The organism is Paenibacillus sp. RS8 (genome assembly GCF_041956825.1).
Classification (GTDB): Bacteria; Bacillota; Bacilli; order Paenibacillales; family Paenibacillaceae; genus Paenibacillus_AQ.
In genome coordinates, this window is the sequence record NZ_CP168131.1 from 6,382,539 (window position 1) to 6,401,423 (window position 18,885).

The window sequence follows — 18,885 nt, forward strand, 5'->3', positions numbered from 1 at the left end:
AATAAGAGCTGTGGAGTCCGAAAACTAAAAAAAAATGGACCAAAAAATAGCCAGTCCCCAATTTTCTGAGACTGGCCAAAATCATTACTCCATAACATTCAACAAGTTGATGATCATCTGTGCACTTTCGGCACGAGTGCCATTTTGTTTCGGAGCAAATTGCCCTTCCCCACGTCCTTGCATCAATCCAAGTCTGAGCACCTCGCTGATAGCCTCTTGAGCCCATTTCGGAGTAGCAGCAATATCTTTAAATGCCATACCGTTAAGACTATCGACAGCTACTGTTTTCTTGGCGTAAGCATATGCACGAGCCAGCATCGCAGCCATCTCTTGACGAGAAATCTTAGCATCTGGTTCAAACTGTAAAGAATTCTGGCCAGTAACAATTCCAGCTTGTCTCGCTAAGCCTACGGCTTCGGCATACCATTTGTCCGTAGCTACATCGGCGAATACGGCTTCCGTTTGACCTTTCAGCCCAAGTACGCGAACTAGCATCGCAGTAAATTCAGCACGTGTAACCGATCTGTTGGGATCAAAATGATCCGCTGTTACGCCCTGTACAAGCTGCTTAGCTGCGAGCTGTTTCACAGTAAGGAATGCCCAATGATCGGATTTCAGATCACTAAAATCCTTGTCGTATTCTAATAATGCATATTTACTAAAATGACTGATAGGAGCAACAATATAACCTTCCAACCAATTACTATTCATATACTCCAGATTACCAGCATCATCAATGTGATAAATCCCTAATAAACGTCGATTTACATTCGCGTCAACCTTAAATGAAATCGTGATCGGCTCTGCAAACTTACTTAACCTGAAGCTCTTTCCTTGTTCAGTTATCACGCTAAGCGACCATTCCCGCATATCACTTATCACTCTCAATTGTGCACCCGCAAGTGTTTCCGCACGATTAATCAGTTCCGCTGCTGCATCGCTAGCTACTGAATTCAATTGAAGTGAAATCTTACTTTCGGCAGTGATTCCAGCAGGGTTCAGCTTACTTATATCCGCCAATACCCTCACAGGGATAATAACCGTCAATTCCTTCGTAACCACTCTGAGGGATGCACTGCCAAGTAGTTCAACTGCATTCCCTGGCAAAAGTATTCCCGTTACCACTTCGTCAATGGAAACCACAACTTCACCTTGTGCATTCTTGTTCGCTGACAACTGAGATTCTGTTATCGTTACAACTCCCACTTGTGCAGATGCCGACGGTGTTGGTGAGAATGTAGGCGTTGGTGTCACCATAGGTCCCGGCACCCAGCCACCTGGCGTTGGTGTTGGTTCTGGTGTTGGTGTTGGTTCTGGTGTTGGTGTTGGTTCTGGTGTCGGTGTTGGTGTCGTCCCTGGTGAACCTTCTGTCACTGTCAATTCATATTCAGTACTTAACCCGTTATAAACAGCACTGACTTTTGTTGTACCGACAGTTAGAGCATGAAGTTCTCCTGTCTCACTAATCATCGCAACGACATGATCGGAAGTATCATATTTTACGCCTTCGATCAATTTTAGCGTGCTGCCATCACTGTACACAGCCTGAACGACAACAGAGCCTTTACTACCCAGCTCCAACGAATCCGGCCCTTTAATCGCGATTCCTATTAGCTCAGAAGCCACATCCGTTGTTACGACAAGGTTGTACTCCGAGGAGAACTCTCTATAGGTAACTGCAATTACTGTTGTACCTTCCTTATAGGTCTGAATTAAGCCCTGATCGTTGATTGTAGCAACATTCTCATTTGAGCTGGAATAATGAAGTCCATCTAATATCGGCATACGTTTACCTGACGCATAAACGGCTTCAGTTACCGTCTGATCAGCTTCTTCCAGTTTAAGCTCTCTTTTGCCCTGAAGCTTAATAGATTGCAGAACATCTACGTTTATCGTACTCTCCGCATAAATATTCGGGTAACCTTCCACTGCAACTCTTACCCTAGCTATACCTGGCTTCAATGATGTGACGAGGCCGCTCTCATTTACAGTGACCACTGATTCAGTAGTGTCAGAAACGATGGACCAAATCTTTTTTAGATGATTAGCCTGTTCTGGTTGAACCTTAGCTTGCAGTTGAATGCTAGCACCAGGTTCAAGCTCTACAGTGGTTTGATCCAGCGCAATAGATTCTAGAACAATTTTCCCGATAACTAGACGGTCAATTTCCACACCATCAACCGTTCTTGCAGTAACCGTAATCTCATTCTCGGCAATCTCAACAGCGGTATAAATTTGTTCATCCTCATCATATATTTTTTCCTGCCAAAAACGTGGCGTCAACGCATAGAACTTAGGACCCGAGGAACCTCCGATCACATATCGAGTACCTTCGCCTTCCGCTACCTGCTTACCATCCTTCATCGGAAAAGTTCGTAAGTAAATATGATCATGGCCATTCATAACAAGATCCACATTATGCTTATCAAACACTGGTACCCACTTTGCTTGCACCTGCTCATTAGAGTAGATACTGCCGTAGGGACCTTGATGGAAAAAGATCACCTTCCACTTTTTATCTGTAGCTGAAAGATCCTGATCCAGCCACTCTGCCTGTTCTGCAAACGGACTACCTGAATGTTCTGTATTCATGACCACAAAGTGAGTATCCTTCACATCAAAGGAATAGTTCGTCCCTTTCACACTCGCTGCACCATTTTGCGGATTATTGAATTGTGCTAGGTAATCCCCGTCTCCATTCGTTCCCATCACTTCATGGTTCCCGATAATCGGGACAAGTGTGGTATTCAGGAGCTGTTGCTGCGCAGCATCGAACCACCAATTCCACTGCTCTTGTTCAAATCCTTTATCCACCATGTCACCTGCATGAACTAGCATCTCTGCATCTGGCATGTAGGCAAAAGCAGCCTGAATCGTATTTCCCCAAAGACCAAAACCTGCTTTCGAGTCAGCTTGGGAATCACCGATGAACAGGAATTTTGTAGAAATGCTCTCCCCCCCGCTTGTAACGAAGGTTCCTTGCGCACTTACATTTAACTTCCCATCCCCCACACGATATACATATTCCGTTCCAGGGGTAAGCCCTACTGCCTCCGCTTTGTGAACGCGCATTGTTCCGTCATTGTTAGTGTTGTAGATCGAACTGCTGCCAGTTATTTTTATTACATTTTCGGCTTGAAAGCTCGTGAAATCTGCTTTTTTCACAAGTTCAACTACAGTGTCCCTGGTTAACGGTTCGGTTTGCCAAGTAAATTGACGGGAGGTTGCTGCATCGAGTCCCATCGTAACATTCACATTCCGCGGAGCAGTTGTTCCGTCGTATGGAGCAACTCTGAATGTCATTACAGGACTGTAGACATTCCCCTTCACTGTCTGTAATTTAAACGTTCCTTCTGCAGAAGTAACGGAAGCCGTTGAAAGTATTCCGTTTGCCCCTGAGACTGCTCCTTGTACCTCCACACCATCAATCAGTAGCGAAGCACCCTCAACGCCATTTCCACTCAAATCCTTTACCGAAAAAGAAGCATCAAAGCCTTTGGCTATATCGTAATGATTCCAAGTGAGCATTAACTGTGTCTTCACCACAGATTCAACAGCTGCCCCAACAAAAGAAATAGGGATTCCCGTACCCTCCGTAGAGGTTACAGAACCGGATGTATTCTCAATTACAAACGGTTTACTGATGTCTCCAGCCAACTGTTCTTGTGTATAGGGACCTAAATAATCATTTCGAACTGTGTATTGAATTTGGCCGATGAGATCTTTATCACCAAGATTAGAGCTATTTATGTCGCTTAAGGTAAGGCGTACAGTTCCCAGTACCGGATCAATAAGTGATGTCATTTGGGCTTCTGTTACCTTACTCCCCCGAATCACCTGCAAATCTTTAACTGCAGCAGGATTAAAAGCAAACGTAAGGTTTCCTTCCCTAAGCTTGTTTGCCTTTTCCGCGGTTACATCCAAAGAGTATGTGCTGCCGGCGTATACTACTTCTGGCGTTTTGTATACATAGAATGGTGATCCTAGATTCACAGTAAAATACCATTCTTTTATTGTCTGATTACCGCTCATATCGCGAATAGCTACTTTTACTTTATGTCTACCTTCAGTTAGCGGAACCTTAGGCTTATAAGTAATTTGTCCCTTTGGTGGATAAAATCCATGCTCTACTAATTGATCATCTACAAAAACCCGAGTCTTTGCAGGATCAATTAAGGTCGTTCCTGGATGGGCTACAGGATCATAACCATCATCCTCACCATTGATAGATAGGGTTGGCGTAGCTGTTTTTACAATTTCGTTCACACCAGGATAAGCATCTTTAAGCACTGGAGGTGTTCTATCTTCCTCTAGCGGACCATAAATGGCGCGAATATCATCTACGTAAATAGCACCTTCGCTCTTATTAAGATTACTGGTCTCCATATAGCGAACAGGCATATCCATCGTTAAAGGTGTGGCTTTTCCCTTGGGAACGGAGACTTCAACGTATTTCCATCCGGTCCAGTTCACACCGTTCACCTGATCCGTAAAATCCACAGGCACCGCTGCATTATTGCCATCACGAATCTGTCCTCGCAGCCAGTGCTTTTTACCATCTCCATAAATCCACATACTGATTTTCTCAGGATAACCCGGAATTTGAATTCGATTTTCGGTTGAACTCGCAGCTACATATGCTCCAGATGTACCTGTCTTCCCCACAAAATCATATTCCAGCTTCAAGGCTTTATCCCCACTGCGGACAAAATCCTGATCTGTTACTTCTAGAAGCTTCACACTGTTGGCAGCAGCACTGGAAGCTACATATTTATTGATTCCACTCTCAAAATCCTCCAGCATTACTGGTGGTAATCCAACATTAACTTCAAATGATGTCTCTACATTGCCGTATTTAGCGATAATCTTACCATTCTTTCCGTTCTCGCTCGTCGCTTGAAACAGACCATTCTTGTCCACTGTCCCGATCTCGCCTTCAACTCGCCACTCGAAGCTATGATTATCTGCTTGAATAACCTGTCCATTCCGAAGAGCTTTTATGGTCAATGGTGCAGTAGCACCTGAAGAATACGTTTTGATTACATCAGGAAATTTAAGCTCTGTGAGCTTATCCACCACTTCGATTTCGCCGCTGCCTTTGACCGCATCAGCTTCTACAGTCACCTTTCCGGTTCCGGCGGAGGTTCCTGCTGTTAAGACTCCATTTCCGTCAATGGTTCCAAGACCGTCATCCACCTGCCAATTCACCGTTCCTGAATACGGAGCTGGATGTCCATTCTCATCCACGCCTGCGGTTTTGAATGCAAAGGTTGAGCCTTGTAAAATACGTTCCGTATTCGGCTGCACAACCAGCTTAGAAGCTGCAGATTGCTCAGGAGCTGTGTTGACGATAAGCAAACCGTTGCCGGTTTTACGTTCGTAGCCATCCGAGCCCTGGTTCATCATTTTAACGCCGGTAGTACCTGGCATTTTGGCAACAAAGGTAGATGAACCGCCACCATCTAGATTCATGGCGTTAATAACGCCCATATCTTTCATTATTTTTCCCAGTTCATCGGTATCTACGCCTTCACTAAAGCCCGGTGATCTTCCATCTACTTCGAAAAGAACGATGCTGCCATCCGCTTTTGTACCAATGGCAGTACGTGGATGAATACCTAAAGGCCCTACACCTTGTTGAACTACTCCGTCCTTTACCAGCGGTCCTTCACCGCCGATAGCTACTTTGACTTCATTCCATTCTCCACTTAGCGCAAAGCTTGCAGTAACACTATCACCAACCGATAACCCCTGCAAAACAGCACGAGATGTCCCATTAGCAGACAAAACCACCTTTCCTTGGGAAAGCGGCGTATTGCCTTGATTGTTACGGATTTCAGACACCTTCAGCTTCAAGGTCTGACCGCTTTTCACTTCTCCTTCGACAATATCTAGAACAACCTCGTCACCCTCATTGGTCGACTTTGTAGTTGTATTATAATTTTCCGTATAGAGAACCAGCTCATTTGTATTTCGATAACGGTTGATACTGGTTAGATTAGTCGTTTTTCCGTTTATCGTAATGTTTTTAGTTAACTTCGGCACACCATAAATCGAGCTGCCGTCTTCTTTTAAACCGAAGGTAAAAGCTGAGATCGAACTGTTCAGAATCACACCCTCATCCATAAACAATCCGTTAGGAACACCCGTGGCAAAACCGGAGATTTCATAAAAATCACCATTAACCCCTGCTATTACACGGTTTCCAGGCGTATCCGCATAAGATGCCATTTCCGTTACACCCTTCATGCCATAAACCTTTCCATCCTTCGTGCCCGCCCGCAGCTCTAAGTTAGGATTTTGCGGGTTAAACTCGACAGCATGAACCTTTTGCAAACCACGTTCATTTTGAAGATCCATCCAGGTATACATCGCCTCAGGTGCCAGCTCCGTCTTACGAACATCAATAACAGTACCATATTCTGTAGCAGGTAAATCTGAAATGGAAGCGTGAACAAATGCCCCCGGCTGCAACAACGAAATCAACAAAACAAAAATAACTACCACATTAATTTGCCTTAAATACCTTCTCACTGTGTTGACATCCTCCCCACTTGGCTGTCCTAATGACGATCTGAGCTTGGACAACATCATAGGGTTTATATTAACTAGGAAGCGTAAAGGTTAAATTAAATTTACCAAGGCATACTGTTAACTTCTTCTAATTCATTCATCAAATTCATATTTCAGCCCGTCCCTGCTGGGCACAAATAAAAAACCATCAAGCGGCCAGCGCTTGATGGTTTCTATCGGTACCCAAAATTAAAGTAGGTAATGCAGCAATAGCGCCTACCTTCGTACACACGATAGCACCCACTTGATTAGCAATTAATAATTCTCCGATACAAAGTACTTGTTGATACACTAAGCTTCCTTGTGTCTCTTTCAGCAACTCCAGTTCCTCCTAAACTCATTCCCAATAAATTATTTATTATACTTTCCAAATATTTTTTAAATTCCAGTACGTACATTCTGTGATGGTCACTTCGCCATTGTGTTCAAAAAATTCGATTCCCGAACGAGCTTCTGTAGGATAAATCCGACTGGTCATTGCTGCTTGACCTTCATTAGCAAACAGCTCGACCGAAGAGCGATCTAAGAATAGGTGCATCGAAGTGATTTGTGCTATAGTCGTAGCTTTCTTACTAATTGTAATCCTTTGTATTCATTATTTAGCATGGTTACTGATGTTTGTAATCTTTTCGGGGCGCTCCATCCTCTCCTAATTCAAGCTCTCCAACATTGGAGAAATGAACGTTCAACCTCTTCTGATCCCTTCCTCAAACTCATGCTTAAGCCTGTTGATAAATCTCCGGACCGTTTTTGAGCCTTGTTTAGAAGCTGAAACAATAGAACCTGGAGTATGCTGATCTGAAGATCGCAGCTCGATCGTCTTCATAATCTTCTGAGAATCCTCAAATGTTTTTATAAAAGAATAATCCATACCGATCGTAATCGCGAGTCCTGCCGCAACTGCATTCTCAATGGCTCGGGTATTATTGCTTATAAAAAGGATATTCATCGGCCCAGCCTTCAGTAAATATCGCTCCACAAAGTCCTGTATGTAATGATCATCGTATAAAACCAACGTCTGACCTGCTAACTGTTCAGGGGTAATCATTGTATTTAAAGCTAATGGTGAATGAGGATATACGCCTACGACAATCTTTCCTTCCATTAATTTCTCAAATACGACCCCTTTATGTTGATCTGATAAGCCCTCCGGTGAGACCATCAGTCCGATATCCACTTCATCCTGAAGCACATTATCCAGAATCTCTTTAGGTCCCTTTTCAAAAATCTCTATTTTCACATTTGGAAAATCCATCTTAAAACCAGAAATAACCTTCACTATTAGATGCATAGGTCCCGGAATTGTAGCAATCTTCAAATGACCGCTTAACGTATCACTGTAAATCTGTGCTTCAGCTTTTAATTCATTAACTTTCATTAGGACTTCATTTGCTTTGCTGATTATGGCCTGTCCTTCTGCTGTGGAAACTGCTTTTTGGCCTCGCGAACGAATGAACAAAGTAACTCCCAACTCCGCTTCTAACAGTGTTATAGACTGGCTTATCGCAGACAGGGTGATATGACGATTCTGAGCGGCTTTGGTTAGTGAACCAATCTTTGCGACTTCTACGATATTCTCGCATTGCTCTAAATTCATTTGAATCACTCCCTAACTTAATATTTACTTAATACCTATTAAATTTACTTAAATTTTAATTAATTTGGACTGGTGTTACAATGTAAATAAGTTAGTAAATAACCTTTTCACCATATGAACCTATATTTCTAGTATAACTATATTTCTCGAGGAGGAATCACAAATGACAGATAAAAGAGTAGCCGTAATAACAGGTGGAGCCAGTGGAATCGGGAAACAAACCGCTATTAAATTCGCAAGCAAAGGTGACCAAGTGGTCGTTGCCGATTTCAATCAACAATTAGGTGAAGAAACCGTAGCACAGATCATCAAGGATGGTGGCGAAGCGATTTTCGTCAAAACCGATGTTTCAAAATATGAAGAGGTAGAAGCACTGGTTGAAAAGACCGTTACCACTTATGGAAGAATTGACGTCATGTTCAACAATGCCGGAATCGGCCGCGTCACTCCTGTACTAGACCAAGACCTTAAGGATTATCATAGTGTTATTAATGTCAATCAGCACGGTGTTGCCCACGGTATTATTGCGGCAGGTAAAAAAATGCGTGAACTCGGCATCAAAGGTGTCATCATCAATACTGCCTCTGTATTTGGATTCCTGGCTTCCCCAGGTACATTCGCTTATCACGCTTCTAAAGGTGCGGTCATAATGATGACCAAATCGGCAGCGCTTGAAATGTCCGTTCACGGTATCCGCGTACTCGCCGTTGCTCCAGGTGCTGTAGATACCCCAATTATCCAAGGATATAAAGACCAAGGAATGGTCGACGAGATGAAGAGTAAAGTCATGGGTAACAAATTAACGCTACCTGAACAAGTTGCTGATACCGTATACTTGCTCTCCTTGCCAGAAGCTAGCGCAATTAACGGTAGTGTTGTTATGGCGGATGAAGGTTATGCTTCATTTAAATAAAAAATTTAGATCAAAAAATCCAAGGCTTCCCGAGCGGGATGTCCTTGGATTTTTTTGTATTACTCCCATGATCTCTGTTCATTGATTTCCAGCTTACGTTTAAATGCCTGCTCTAGATCAATATCCAGTTTATTGGCCAGATCAAAAATATTCCACACCACGTCGTACATCTCAAATCCCAAGTTTTCTTTCTTCTCTTCGTCAGGATTGAAGGATACGGACAGTACCTCTTTGGACAATTCCCCCACTTCAGTCATTAAGTACAACATTCGCTGCTCAATGCTACTAGTGTCAAAACCTTTGGTTTCACTGAACTTCTTCACATACTGTTGAAACTCAGATGTATTCATTTTCTTACGCCTCGCTTTTCGGATATAAAGTTATGTAAAGTAATTATTCCTGCGCATTCTCCAATTATCATCCTTTTGATCGAAGAACACAAACGCCCAATGCTAAAAAAGAAGCAACTCCTTGGTCATAGCCCCGTCAAGTAGACAGTAAAAAAGAAGCCTTCTAAGCGGCGATCTGGTTCCGGTACTCTTCCGGAGACAGGTCGCCGAGTTTTTTTTGGAAACGTTCCTTGTTGTAATAAAGAATGTATTCCCTAACCAAATGTTCAGCATTTTCTAAATTCTTGGGCTTCTCCAAATACAATTTCTCGGTCTTCAGGTGAGAAAAAAATGACTCTATACAAGCATTGTCATAACAGTTCCCCCGGCGAGAGTGGCTACCGACCAAACCCTTGTCCTCTAAAACCTGGGCATACGTCCGAGTCGTGTACTGAAAGCCCTGGTCAGAGTGTAGGAGAGCCTTTGAGTCTTGGAGAGATTTCACAGTATCTATCACAAGCTTTAAGTCATTACGGACAGAGATTCTCCAAGCCACAACCTCGTTATTGTATAGATCCATCACTACAGATAAGTAGACAAATTCGTGGCCTGTACGGATATAGGTAATATCCGTGACTAACTTTTGCTGAAGAGCGTGGGCTGTGAATTCCTGGTTGAGTACGTTTGGAAATAAGACAGAAGGCTTACGTCCGGCAAACGGGCGTTTCTTGCGAATCACCGATTGGATGCCTAGCTCTCTCATCAACCTGCGAACTTTCTTATGGTTTACGGGGAATCCCTCTTTGCGAAGCGCTGTACGCATTCGCTTATAGCCATAGGCAGGACGTAGCCGATGAATGGCTAAGATATGTTCCTTAAGGTTCGCATCCTTCTCTTGGCGTTCTTCCCGCAGGTCAGAGGTCTTTTTCCATTTGTAGTATGCAGCCCGGGACAATTCAGCCAGTTTGCACAGCCAAACAATCGGGTATCGCTTGCTCATTTCTTGAATGGATTGGCACCGGATATTTGTATCCAACTTCCCTCCCCATGTAGATTGGGATTGAGCTTTTTTAAGTATTCGACCTGTGCCTTCAAATACGCAATTTCTTCGTCTTTACTGTCAAAATGTTTCCTTCCACCTTTACCGCGTCGGTCCTCAAAGGACTCCCCACTTTTAAACTTACGTATCCATCTCACCAACTGAGCATCGCTCTTGATGTCGAGTTTTTCTAGAATCTGTGAATAGCTCATATGTTCCTCTAAGTGAAGACGAACCGCCTCTTTCTTCAACTCTTCTGAATACTTCGTAAACGTCTGCCCTTTTTTAGCCATGAAAAATCCCCTCCGGTCGACTGTGTTAAACACATGATACCATGTGCTCTTTTTTCACTGTCAACCATGAGGGGATAATACCACCTCAATGAATGAAGAATCGCTTCTTTGCATTTTACCTTCACTACGAAAGGAATCAACAGGTCTATACTGTACAGAATCCTTTACTTCCCTTGGGCGAACTATTTACTAGCCGCTGTTTCAGCCACTCTACGATTATGGAAATGACGGACATCCGGGCGTTCCAGTCCCAGATGTTCACGAAGAGTACTGCCTGTATACTCGGTACGGAATAAGCCACGTGCTTGCAAAATAGGCACCACATGATCTACGAATTCATCCAAGTTGCCTGGCAGTACTGGTGGCATAATGTTAAATCCATCGCAGCCATATTCTTCGAACCACAATTGCATAAGGTCAGCTAATTGTTCGTAAGTTCCAACAAACTGCATATGACCTCTTGCACCAAGCAAACGGCGTCCTAATTCTAAGATGGATAACTTATCCTTACGAGCCATATCCATAATCAGCTGAACCCGGCTCTTCATTCCATTCGATGCTTCTACTGGATCAGGAATATCAGGTAGCTGTCCGTCCACTGGATATTCAGACAGGTCAAATTGCAACATCCCAGACAACATACCCACAACAGCAGCAGGAGGAATCAGTTCCTGCAGTTCCTTATATTTCCGCTGTGCTTCCTCTTCAGTCGCTCCGATAATCGGGGACAAACCAGGCATAATTTTTAAGCTGCCGCGTTCACGGCCGTAATTTGCTAATTTAGAATTGACACTTTCATAGAAAGCCTTGGCTGCTTCAAGTGACTGCTGTGCTGTGAAGATCACCTCACCAAAGCTAGCTGCAAAATCTTGCCCTGGAGCAGAAGAACCGGCTTGAATAAGTACGGGATACCCTTGAGGTGAACGAGGTACATTGAGAGTGCCTTTCGTAGAATACCACTCCCCTTTGTATTCCACTTCTTTGATCTTCGTCGCATCCGCAAATTTCCCTTTTTCGCGGTTAACGATCAGAGAGTCATCTTCCCAGCTGTCCCAGAGAAGCGTTGCAACCTCAACAAATTCCCGTGCCATGCGGTAACGGAGCCCATGCTCAGGATGCTCCGGCTTCCCATAGTTATAAGCTTCCACATCGAGCTGAGAAGTAACTATGTTCCAGCCGGCTCGACCTTCACTAATATGATCTAATGATGCAAATTTGCGGGCTACATTATAAGGTTCGTTATACGTGGTTGATACAGTGGCTGTTAATCCGAGTTTTTCTGTATCTGTCGAAAGGGCAGACAACAGGGTCAATGGGTCCAACATACCCGAAGCTGCTTGATCCGCCCCCATTACATACAACAAATCCGCTAAAAACATCATATCGAACTTCCCGCGCTCGGCAGTCTGTGCCAATTCGCGATAAAATTTATAGTTGAATATTTTATCCGCTCCTGATTCAGGATGGCGCCAGCCATAATGATGATGACCTGAATAATAAATAAATGCACCTAAATGTAGCTGATCTTGTCTAGTTCCCATAATGACCCTGCCTTTCGTATTCTAAGTTCGTTAACCTTTGAATGTATCACGCCAATGAAGCCATCTTCTCTCGAGCAGGCGAATAGCTGAGTCCGAGAGTTTTCCGATTACGGCAAAGATTGAAATCCCAACAAATACAATATCTGTTTGCGAATAAGCTCTGGCATCTTGAATCATGTAGCCTATACCCGCACTAGTTCCCATCATCTCCGCAACGACAAGTACAAGCCACGATGCACCAAGCGACAACCGAATACCAAGTAAAATGTTAGGTAATGCGGCTGGAATAATCATTTTGCTAAGCAGCTGCCATCTTGTATATTGGAAAATGCGGGATACTTCAACCAGCTTGATATCAACATTGCGTATCCCAAGGAAGGTGTTTAAGTACACCGGGAAAAATGCACCTAATGAAATCATTAATATTTTGGAAAACTCGCCCACACCAAACCACAAAATAAATAACGGAATAAGGGCAAGTAAAGGTATTGTTCGAAGCATTTGCAAAGAGGGATCTAGTGTTCGTTCTACTAATTTCCCAAGTCCTGTAGATAAACCAAGCAGCAGGCCCGTCGCAGACCCCAATAAAAACCCAAGTCCTGCACGATAAGCGCTAATCCCCAAATGTCGGAGCAATTCACCGCTGGCAATTAAAGAGAAGAACTGGGCAATGATGCTGGATGGAGCAGGCAGTGTTGTCGCAGAGACTAAATGGAGCGCCGCGGCCACTTCCCAAATCGCTACCAAGGCAAGGGGTACGATCCAGCCATGCAGTTTTTTCGGAATCCATTTTAACGCATCACCTTGACGCTCTATTTTAGTGCTGGATGTATGTTCGCTCATGATCCTTTATCTCCTTTATAACTGTCCTGCCACCTCAGCAATCTAGATTCTAACAGCTTAACGAGTGAGTCTGACAGCTTCCCTACTACGGCAAACACGATGATCCCAACGAACACCACTGTAGTCAAAGAGAACGATCGCGCATCATTGATAAGATAACCAACACCTGAGCTAGAGCCCATCATTTCCGCAACCACAAGACCAAGCCAAGCAATTCCCACTGACAAGCGAATACCTAAAAAGATGTTCGGCAGTGAAGCTGGAATGATTAACTTACTGACCATCTGCCATTTACTGAATTGCAGGACTCTCCCCACATCAAACAGCTTATCATCCACCGAGCGGATTCCCAGGAATGTGTTCACGTATAATGGGAAAAACGAGCCTTTAGCAATCAACAATATTTTGGATGTTTCACCGAATCCGAACCACAAAATAAATAGCGGAGCAATTGCCAAATGGGGCAGCGTGCGCAGCATTTGCAGCGACGGATCCAGCAAACGTTCTGTTTTGTATGAAAAGCCTACCCACAGTCCAGCGGCTAAGCCAAGCCCTCCCCCAATTAGGAAACCAAGCAGTGCCCGCCAAGCAGAGATGCCCAAATGTCTCGCCAGTTCACCGGATGCGGTCAGGCTGACCAGTTCCAACCATATTTCGCTTGGCCTTGGCAGCAATATGGGATTGAGCTTTCCCATCGCTCCGGCTATTTCCCAAATGAGAAGAATAGCTACCGGCAAAATAAGTCCAAGCAATATATTCGTCGTTTGGATGGAAAGACCGCGTCTCTTTGCCGGACTCTTCTTTTGTATAAGTGGTGAGATCACAGCTTTTTCAGCACTGAATTGCATGTCACAACCTCTTTTCTACATCTGTGGTTTCATCTCTTATTTCAAAGGTTCCTTCAGTGCTGCCTCGATAAATTGATTATCCGTTATTTTGGAAACTTTAATTTCTTTACGAATGTTCTTGATTTTATATTGAAAATCAGCCGTCTTTTGCATTTCTTCGACAATGGCATCACTTATTGCGATGTTAATCATTTGCGCACGTTCAAACGTTCCTTCTATAACTGCCGCCGGGATGTTCCGTTCAGCAGCATATCTTTCTGTCGCTTCAGCGCGGTTATCTTTTTCCCATGCAATAGCTTTATTAGTGACCTTTAAGTAAAGAGTGACTAGTTCTGGATATTTCTCTGCGAACGCTGAACGGGAGATCACAAAGGAAGGGGATAATACGCCCAATTGCTTCCCGTCAGTCAATACTTTCCCTTTACCAGTCAATGCATTTAAAGTAATATATGGATCCCATGTAGCCCATGCGTCCACCCCGCCTGATTCAAACGCGGGTTGAGCTTCATCAGGCTGCAGCTGAATTACTTCAAAATCTGAATCTTTAAGTCCGGATTCCTCGATACCGCGATAAAGGAAGTTGTAAGCATTACTGCCTTTTGTAACAGCTATCTTCTTCCCCTTCAAATCCTCCAGTTTCTGAGCAGTACTGCTGCCAGGCACAAGAAGCGCAACGTTATTCGTACCTTCTAATACTTGAGAGATAAGTTTAATAGGGATACCCGCCGCTTGCGCTGCGATGATCGGCATGTTGCCAAGGGTCGCTATGTCCAGCTTATTTGAAGCGATCGCCTCTGTCATTGGAGGTCCACTTTGGAACTCCGTCCATTCTACTTTGACGCCCAGCTTATCAAATTCCTGTTCAAACCATTTTTCCTCACGGGCTTTGCCAAACAATCCTCCGCTACCTTGCACGCCAATCTTAATGCTCACACCTTCATACTTGTTGGCGTCATTCTTTCCCGCACTCTTCTCATTAGAAGCGCAACCCGTTGCAAATACAGACAAGACAAGCATAACAAGTAATAAATTGCGAAATAGTTTCATGGATCATTTCTCCCCTTTTTTTATAAAAATGAACTCTCTTTATCTAGATACCAGCTCCAACATCAATCGCTGGTTCCTCTACTTTCTCAAATTCACTCAAGACCAGTCGGCGTAGCTCTTGGAATGAAGTACTGGATCTTTTGCGCGGAAACGGTAAATCGATAGGAAGAATATTGCGAATATGCCCAGGTCGAGGATTCATAATAACTACCCGTTCTGCCAGGAATACAGCCTCATCCAGATCATGAGTTACAAATAACATAGTCGTCTTATTGCTCTGCCAAATATCAAGAAGCACCTCTTGCAGATGTGATCTAGTAAAAGCGTCCAGTGCACCAAAGGGTTCATCGAGCAGTAAAACATCCGGATTACGCAGTAAAGCCCTAGCAATAGATACCCGTTGTGCCATCCCACCTGAAAGCTCACGCGGATAGGATTTCTCAAATCCCTTTAAGCGAACAAGCTCAATCAGTTCATCCACCTTTTTACGAACCTCCGGGTCTTTGAGGGATAGATTCGCTGCAATATTATGCTCCACTGTCAGCCATGGAAAGAGTCTTGGCTCTTGAAAAATAAATCCCTTCTCAATACTCGGGCCGTCAATCTGCTTGCCATTTAGTAGAACCGTACCACTGTAGCTGGTATCCAGCCCTGCCACAATTTTCAGCAAGGTGCTTTTACCACAACCGCTGGGACCAATAATCGTAATTAATTCGCCTTTGTTCACCTTCAGCTGAATATTGCTTAAAGCGATAACATCACCTGCAGGAGCGGCGAATACTTTGTTCAAATGTTCGATAACCAGTGTTTCTTTAGACACTCCGTCCACCCTTTCCACCATTAAATTATGATTATACATATCAGTTTAATTGGTATTTAACGCAAAAAAAGAAATGAGTATTCCCGTATTCTTATCCGATTATTCGCCTCGGTTTAATTTAATTTATCTTATCAGTGATATTCCTCACATGTCAAACATTATTTTCCAAGTGAATGTGCATTTTGTGAAGGAGGGGGTTGAGCATAAAAATACCGCTCATTTATTGGTTTTTAGGACCGATAATTAAGCGGTATTCATTAGTTTCTTAATTGAAGGCATTTTAAAGTATCTCAAGTTTGGTCACTGGTTTAAATCCAGCAGTCTTTTGAAATTTCATATTATGCTCAAAATTTTGACCCACTTCCATATTCACTAAGATCATCTAGTGGCGCCATTTCATCTATAATTTTTCCTTTTTCATTATTTGAGAACGCATACCTTCATAAACTAAAACTCCCTAAATTGAACTGATTGCAAACATTATTTCAGCTTCACACACTAATTCATTATTTACCGTGGCAATACCTTTTCCTTTGACGACCTGTCCCTTCATTCGAGTTACTTCGTATACAAGCAGAAGTTGTTCTCCTGGTTTTACTTGACGTTTGAATCTACAATTATCAATCCCGGTCAATAAACCAATTTTATTAGTACCGATCATTTCATTGGACATAATAATACCACCAACTTGTGCCAATGCTTCTACAATTAAGACCCCAGGCATAACCGGATAGTTGGGAAAATGTCCACTGAAATAAGGCTCATTAATTGACACATTTTTAATTCCAACAGCTCTTTTCCCATCTTCAATTTCCAATATTCTGTCGACTAATAAAAACGGATATCGATGAGGAATTACTTCTTTTATTCTTTCAATATCAAGCATGAATTGCCTCCTCTTGATTGGTTTTACTGCAATTTCACAACCATCTATGTAGCTAACCACCTTATCAAGCTATACGCTAATCTAATTCCTTTTTTCATTTCCATATTTAGTATATCAAACCCTACAATTCCATTACAGTATTTAAACCCGTTTCTTATTCATAAATAAAATACGGAGGCTACCACACTTCTTTCCAGATAAAATAGAGTTATTAGACGCCCTCTGGGCAGGCTTAGTCATATTGTTCTAAATTGATTTTCCGATTCTACGAACAACTTTATGTGAAATGATTGATGTTGTTTGTAAACAGTGTTACTCTATCAACGGTAAACTCAAAGTCTATGATCTTCTACACATCTGTTAATATTCACTAATTCTGTATAAAGAAAGGTAATACTATGATAAAAGTTGATAACTTATCCTTCTCATTTCCGCAAAAAGAACTATATAAAAACATTACATTTACGCTTGAAGAGGCACAACATTGCGCTTTTATAGGAACAAGTGGCAGTGGTAAAAGTACACTGATCGATATACTGATGGATCCAGAAAAATATTTGTTCGAAGGCAAGTTAGAAATTGACCCAACCTGCAAAATTGGATATGTAAGTCAGTTCTCACAAGTAGACAGAAGTAAAGAAACAACCGTTTTTGAATATATAGGAGAAGAATTTATTAAGATACAAAATGAAATAACAGCTATTCTCACTGAAATGGAAACATCATCAGATATTGATTCATTACTCGAAAAGTATCAATTAGCTCTAGATGCCTTTGATTTAATGGATGGAAATGATTTTGAAAGCAATATTAATAAGAAACTAAATTTAGCCAACCTTTTGAAGCTAAAAGATGCTAAGGTATCCGACCTAAGCGGTGGGGAATTCAAGCTTATTCAAGTGATGAAGGAAATGCTGACTCGTCCAGACTTAATGATTATGGATGAGCCCGATGTATTTTTAGATTTTGAAAACCTAAATGCACTTAAAAATCTTATTAATGCTCATAAAGGAATATTGTTAGTTGTTACGCATAACCGTTATCTATTGAATCATTGTTTTAACAAAATTATACACCTTGAAAACATGGAGATCCAAGAGTTCGATGGGCGATATATTGAGTATAACTTCTCATTACTTCAGACAAAAATTGAGCTACAAGAAATCGCAGTTGCTGAACAAGAAGAAATTGAGAGATACGATGACATTATTGATAATCTTAGAGCGATCGCAACCTATAATTCAGAAGCATCTAGAGGAAGAGCGTTAAAAGCTAGGGTTAAGTTTCAAGAAAGATTGGAAGCGCGAAAAATTAAAGCGCCATTCGTTGATATTAAGCAACCGGAAATCAGTTTTGGTGTGGACAATGAAATTGAAGAAGACATCACTGTTTTAAATGTGAATAATTATAGTGTTTCCTTTGATGAGTTGATTTTAGAAAATGTTAACTTTGAGATGAAACCTACAGATAAAGTAGCCCTTATCGGTCCAAACGGTACCGGGAAAACGACTTTACTTCGAGATATCTTTAAAAATAATCATGATTCAATTAAAATACATGATGATGTTAAAGTGGCTTATCTTTCTCAGCTTCAAGACGAAGTGCTAAAGGATTCTAATACCATACTAGAAGACTTCATCGATGCTGGGTTTGCAACTTATGACGAGATTAGAGCACATCTTTCAAACTATGGTTTTGAAGGAGAAATTCTTAATCAAAAGATAGAATCTTTATCTGGTGGCGAAAAAAACATACTGCAATTGGCAAAAGTTTCTGCTAGCAAAGCAAACTTATTGCTTCTTGATGAACCGACAAGTCATTTAGACACCTATACACAAATCGCACTGGAGAAAGCCATTGAAGACTATAAAGGTGCGATTCTCATGATTTCTCATGATTTCTATTCTGTAGTAAATGGTATGGATTATGTATTAATCATTGACGATAAGACGATTAGAAAAATGAGTATGCGAAAATTCAGAAAGATGATTTATGCCAGTCATTTTGATAAAGACTATTTAGAAAATGAACAAAATAAAAAAGTAGTTGAAATGAAAATAGAATTAGCTTTAAAAGACAATAATTTTGAACTTGCAAAAGGTATGGTTGACGAGCTAGAAGAGCTGATTAAGCTGCTTTAAGATACAATCCTCTGG

At 42.2% G+C, this 18,885-nt stretch carries 14 protein-coding genes; 2 read left to right on the top strand and 12 right to left on the bottom strand.

The window, feature by feature from the left end; all coding sequences use genetic code 11:
* Positions 1–84: 84 nt before the first annotated feature.
* The 4 genes from ACDZ28_RS30080 to ACDZ28_RS30095 form a co-directional block, all read right to left on the bottom strand.
* Positions 85–6,534 (bottom strand): phosphodiester glycosidase family protein, encoded by a 6,450-nt coding sequence (locus ACDZ28_RS30080; protein WP_375103491.1) that lies wholly within the window; start codon positions 6,532–6,534, stop codon positions 85–87.
* Positions 6,535–6,721: 187 nt separating this feature from the next.
* Positions 6,722–6,892: a hypothetical protein gene (locus ACDZ28_RS30085; RefSeq protein ID WP_375103492.1), complete on the bottom strand. Its 171-nt coding sequence runs from the start codon at positions 6,890–6,892 to the stop codon at positions 6,722–6,724.
* 39 nt (positions 6,893–6,931) lie between these two features.
* Positions 6,932–7,111 (bottom strand): GH32 C-terminal domain-containing protein, encoded by a 180-nt coding sequence (locus ACDZ28_RS30090; protein WP_375103493.1) that lies wholly within the window; start codon positions 7,109–7,111, stop codon positions 6,932–6,934.
* Positions 7,112–7,258: 147 nt separating this feature from the next.
* Entirely contained in the window at positions 7,259–8,170 is a 912-nt protein-coding gene (locus ACDZ28_RS30095; protein WP_375103494.1) for a LysR family transcriptional regulator, read from the bottom strand.
* A gap of 163 nt (positions 8,171–8,333) precedes the next feature.
* Here ACDZ28_RS30095 and ACDZ28_RS30100 point away from each other — a divergent pair, with 163 nt between their 5' ends.
* Positions 8,334–9,083, top strand: coding sequence for an SDR family NAD(P)-dependent oxidoreductase (locus tag ACDZ28_RS30100; protein WP_076121845.1), 750 nt, complete (start codon positions 8,334–8,336; stop codon positions 9,081–9,083).
* 59 nt (positions 9,084–9,142) lie between these two features.
* Here the strand turns inward: ACDZ28_RS30100 and ACDZ28_RS30105 are convergent, their stop codons facing one another.
* The 8 genes from ACDZ28_RS30105 to fabZ all read right to left on the bottom strand — a co-directional run bounded on the left by ACDZ28_RS30105 (position 9,143) and on the right by fabZ (position 16,729).
* Entirely contained in the window at positions 9,143–9,433 is a 291-nt protein-coding gene (locus tag ACDZ28_RS30105) for a MazG nucleotide pyrophosphohydrolase domain-containing protein (RefSeq protein WP_341114220.1), read from the bottom strand.
* 163 nt (positions 9,434–9,596) lie between these two features.
* A protein-coding gene (locus ACDZ28_RS30110; RefSeq protein ID WP_139328662.1) for an IS3 family transposase occupies positions 9,597–10,744 on the bottom strand; the annotation gives its coding sequence in 2 pieces (ribosomal slippage) (positions 9,597–10,486 and positions 10,486–10,744; 1,149 coding nt in all).
* 182 nt (positions 10,745–10,926) lie between these two features.
* Complete coding sequence (locus ACDZ28_RS30115) at positions 10,927–12,285, bottom strand: LLM class flavin-dependent oxidoreductase (RefSeq protein ID WP_375103495.1); 1,359 nt, start codon at positions 12,283–12,285, stop codon at positions 10,927–10,929.
* 30 nt (positions 12,286–12,315) lie between these two features.
* The gene (locus ACDZ28_RS30120) at positions 12,316–13,128 is read right to left on the bottom strand and encodes an ABC transporter permease (protein WP_375103496.1); all 813 of its coding nucleotides are present in this window, start codon (positions 13,126–13,128) and stop codon (positions 12,316–12,318) included.
* Positions 13,125–13,976 carry an ABC transporter permease gene (locus ACDZ28_RS30125; protein ID WP_375103497.1) on the bottom strand — a complete coding sequence of 284 codons (852 nt, stop codon included), beginning with the start codon at positions 13,974–13,976 and terminating at the stop codon, positions 13,125–13,127. Before ACDZ28_RS30125 ends, ACDZ28_RS30120 begins: the two co-directional genes overlap by 4 nt.
* A 36-nt stretch (positions 13,977–14,012) precedes the next feature.
* Complete coding sequence (locus tag ACDZ28_RS30130; protein ID WP_375103498.1) at positions 14,013–15,023, bottom strand: aliphatic sulfonate ABC transporter substrate-binding protein; 1,011 nt, start codon at positions 15,021–15,023, stop codon at positions 14,013–14,015.
* A gap of 43 nt (positions 15,024–15,066) precedes the next feature.
* Complete coding sequence (locus ACDZ28_RS30135; protein ID WP_283908407.1) at positions 15,067–15,843, bottom strand: ABC transporter ATP-binding protein; 777 nt, start codon at positions 15,841–15,843, stop codon at positions 15,067–15,069.
* Positions 15,844–16,300: 457 nt separating this feature from the next.
* On the bottom strand, positions 16,301–16,729 hold the full coding sequence (fabZ, locus tag ACDZ28_RS30140) for a 3-hydroxyacyl-ACP dehydratase FabZ (RefSeq protein WP_375103499.1): 429 nt from the start codon (positions 16,727–16,729) through the stop codon (positions 16,301–16,303).
* Positions 16,730–17,127: 398 nt separating this feature from the next.
* On the opposite strand from fabZ, the gene ACDZ28_RS30145 reads away from it, so the two are divergent.
* On the top strand, positions 17,128–18,870 hold the full coding sequence (locus ACDZ28_RS30145; protein ID WP_375103500.1) for an ABC-F family ATP-binding cassette domain-containing protein: 1,743 nt from the start codon (positions 17,128–17,130) through the stop codon (positions 18,868–18,870).
* Positions 18,871–18,885: the final 15 nt, after the last annotated feature.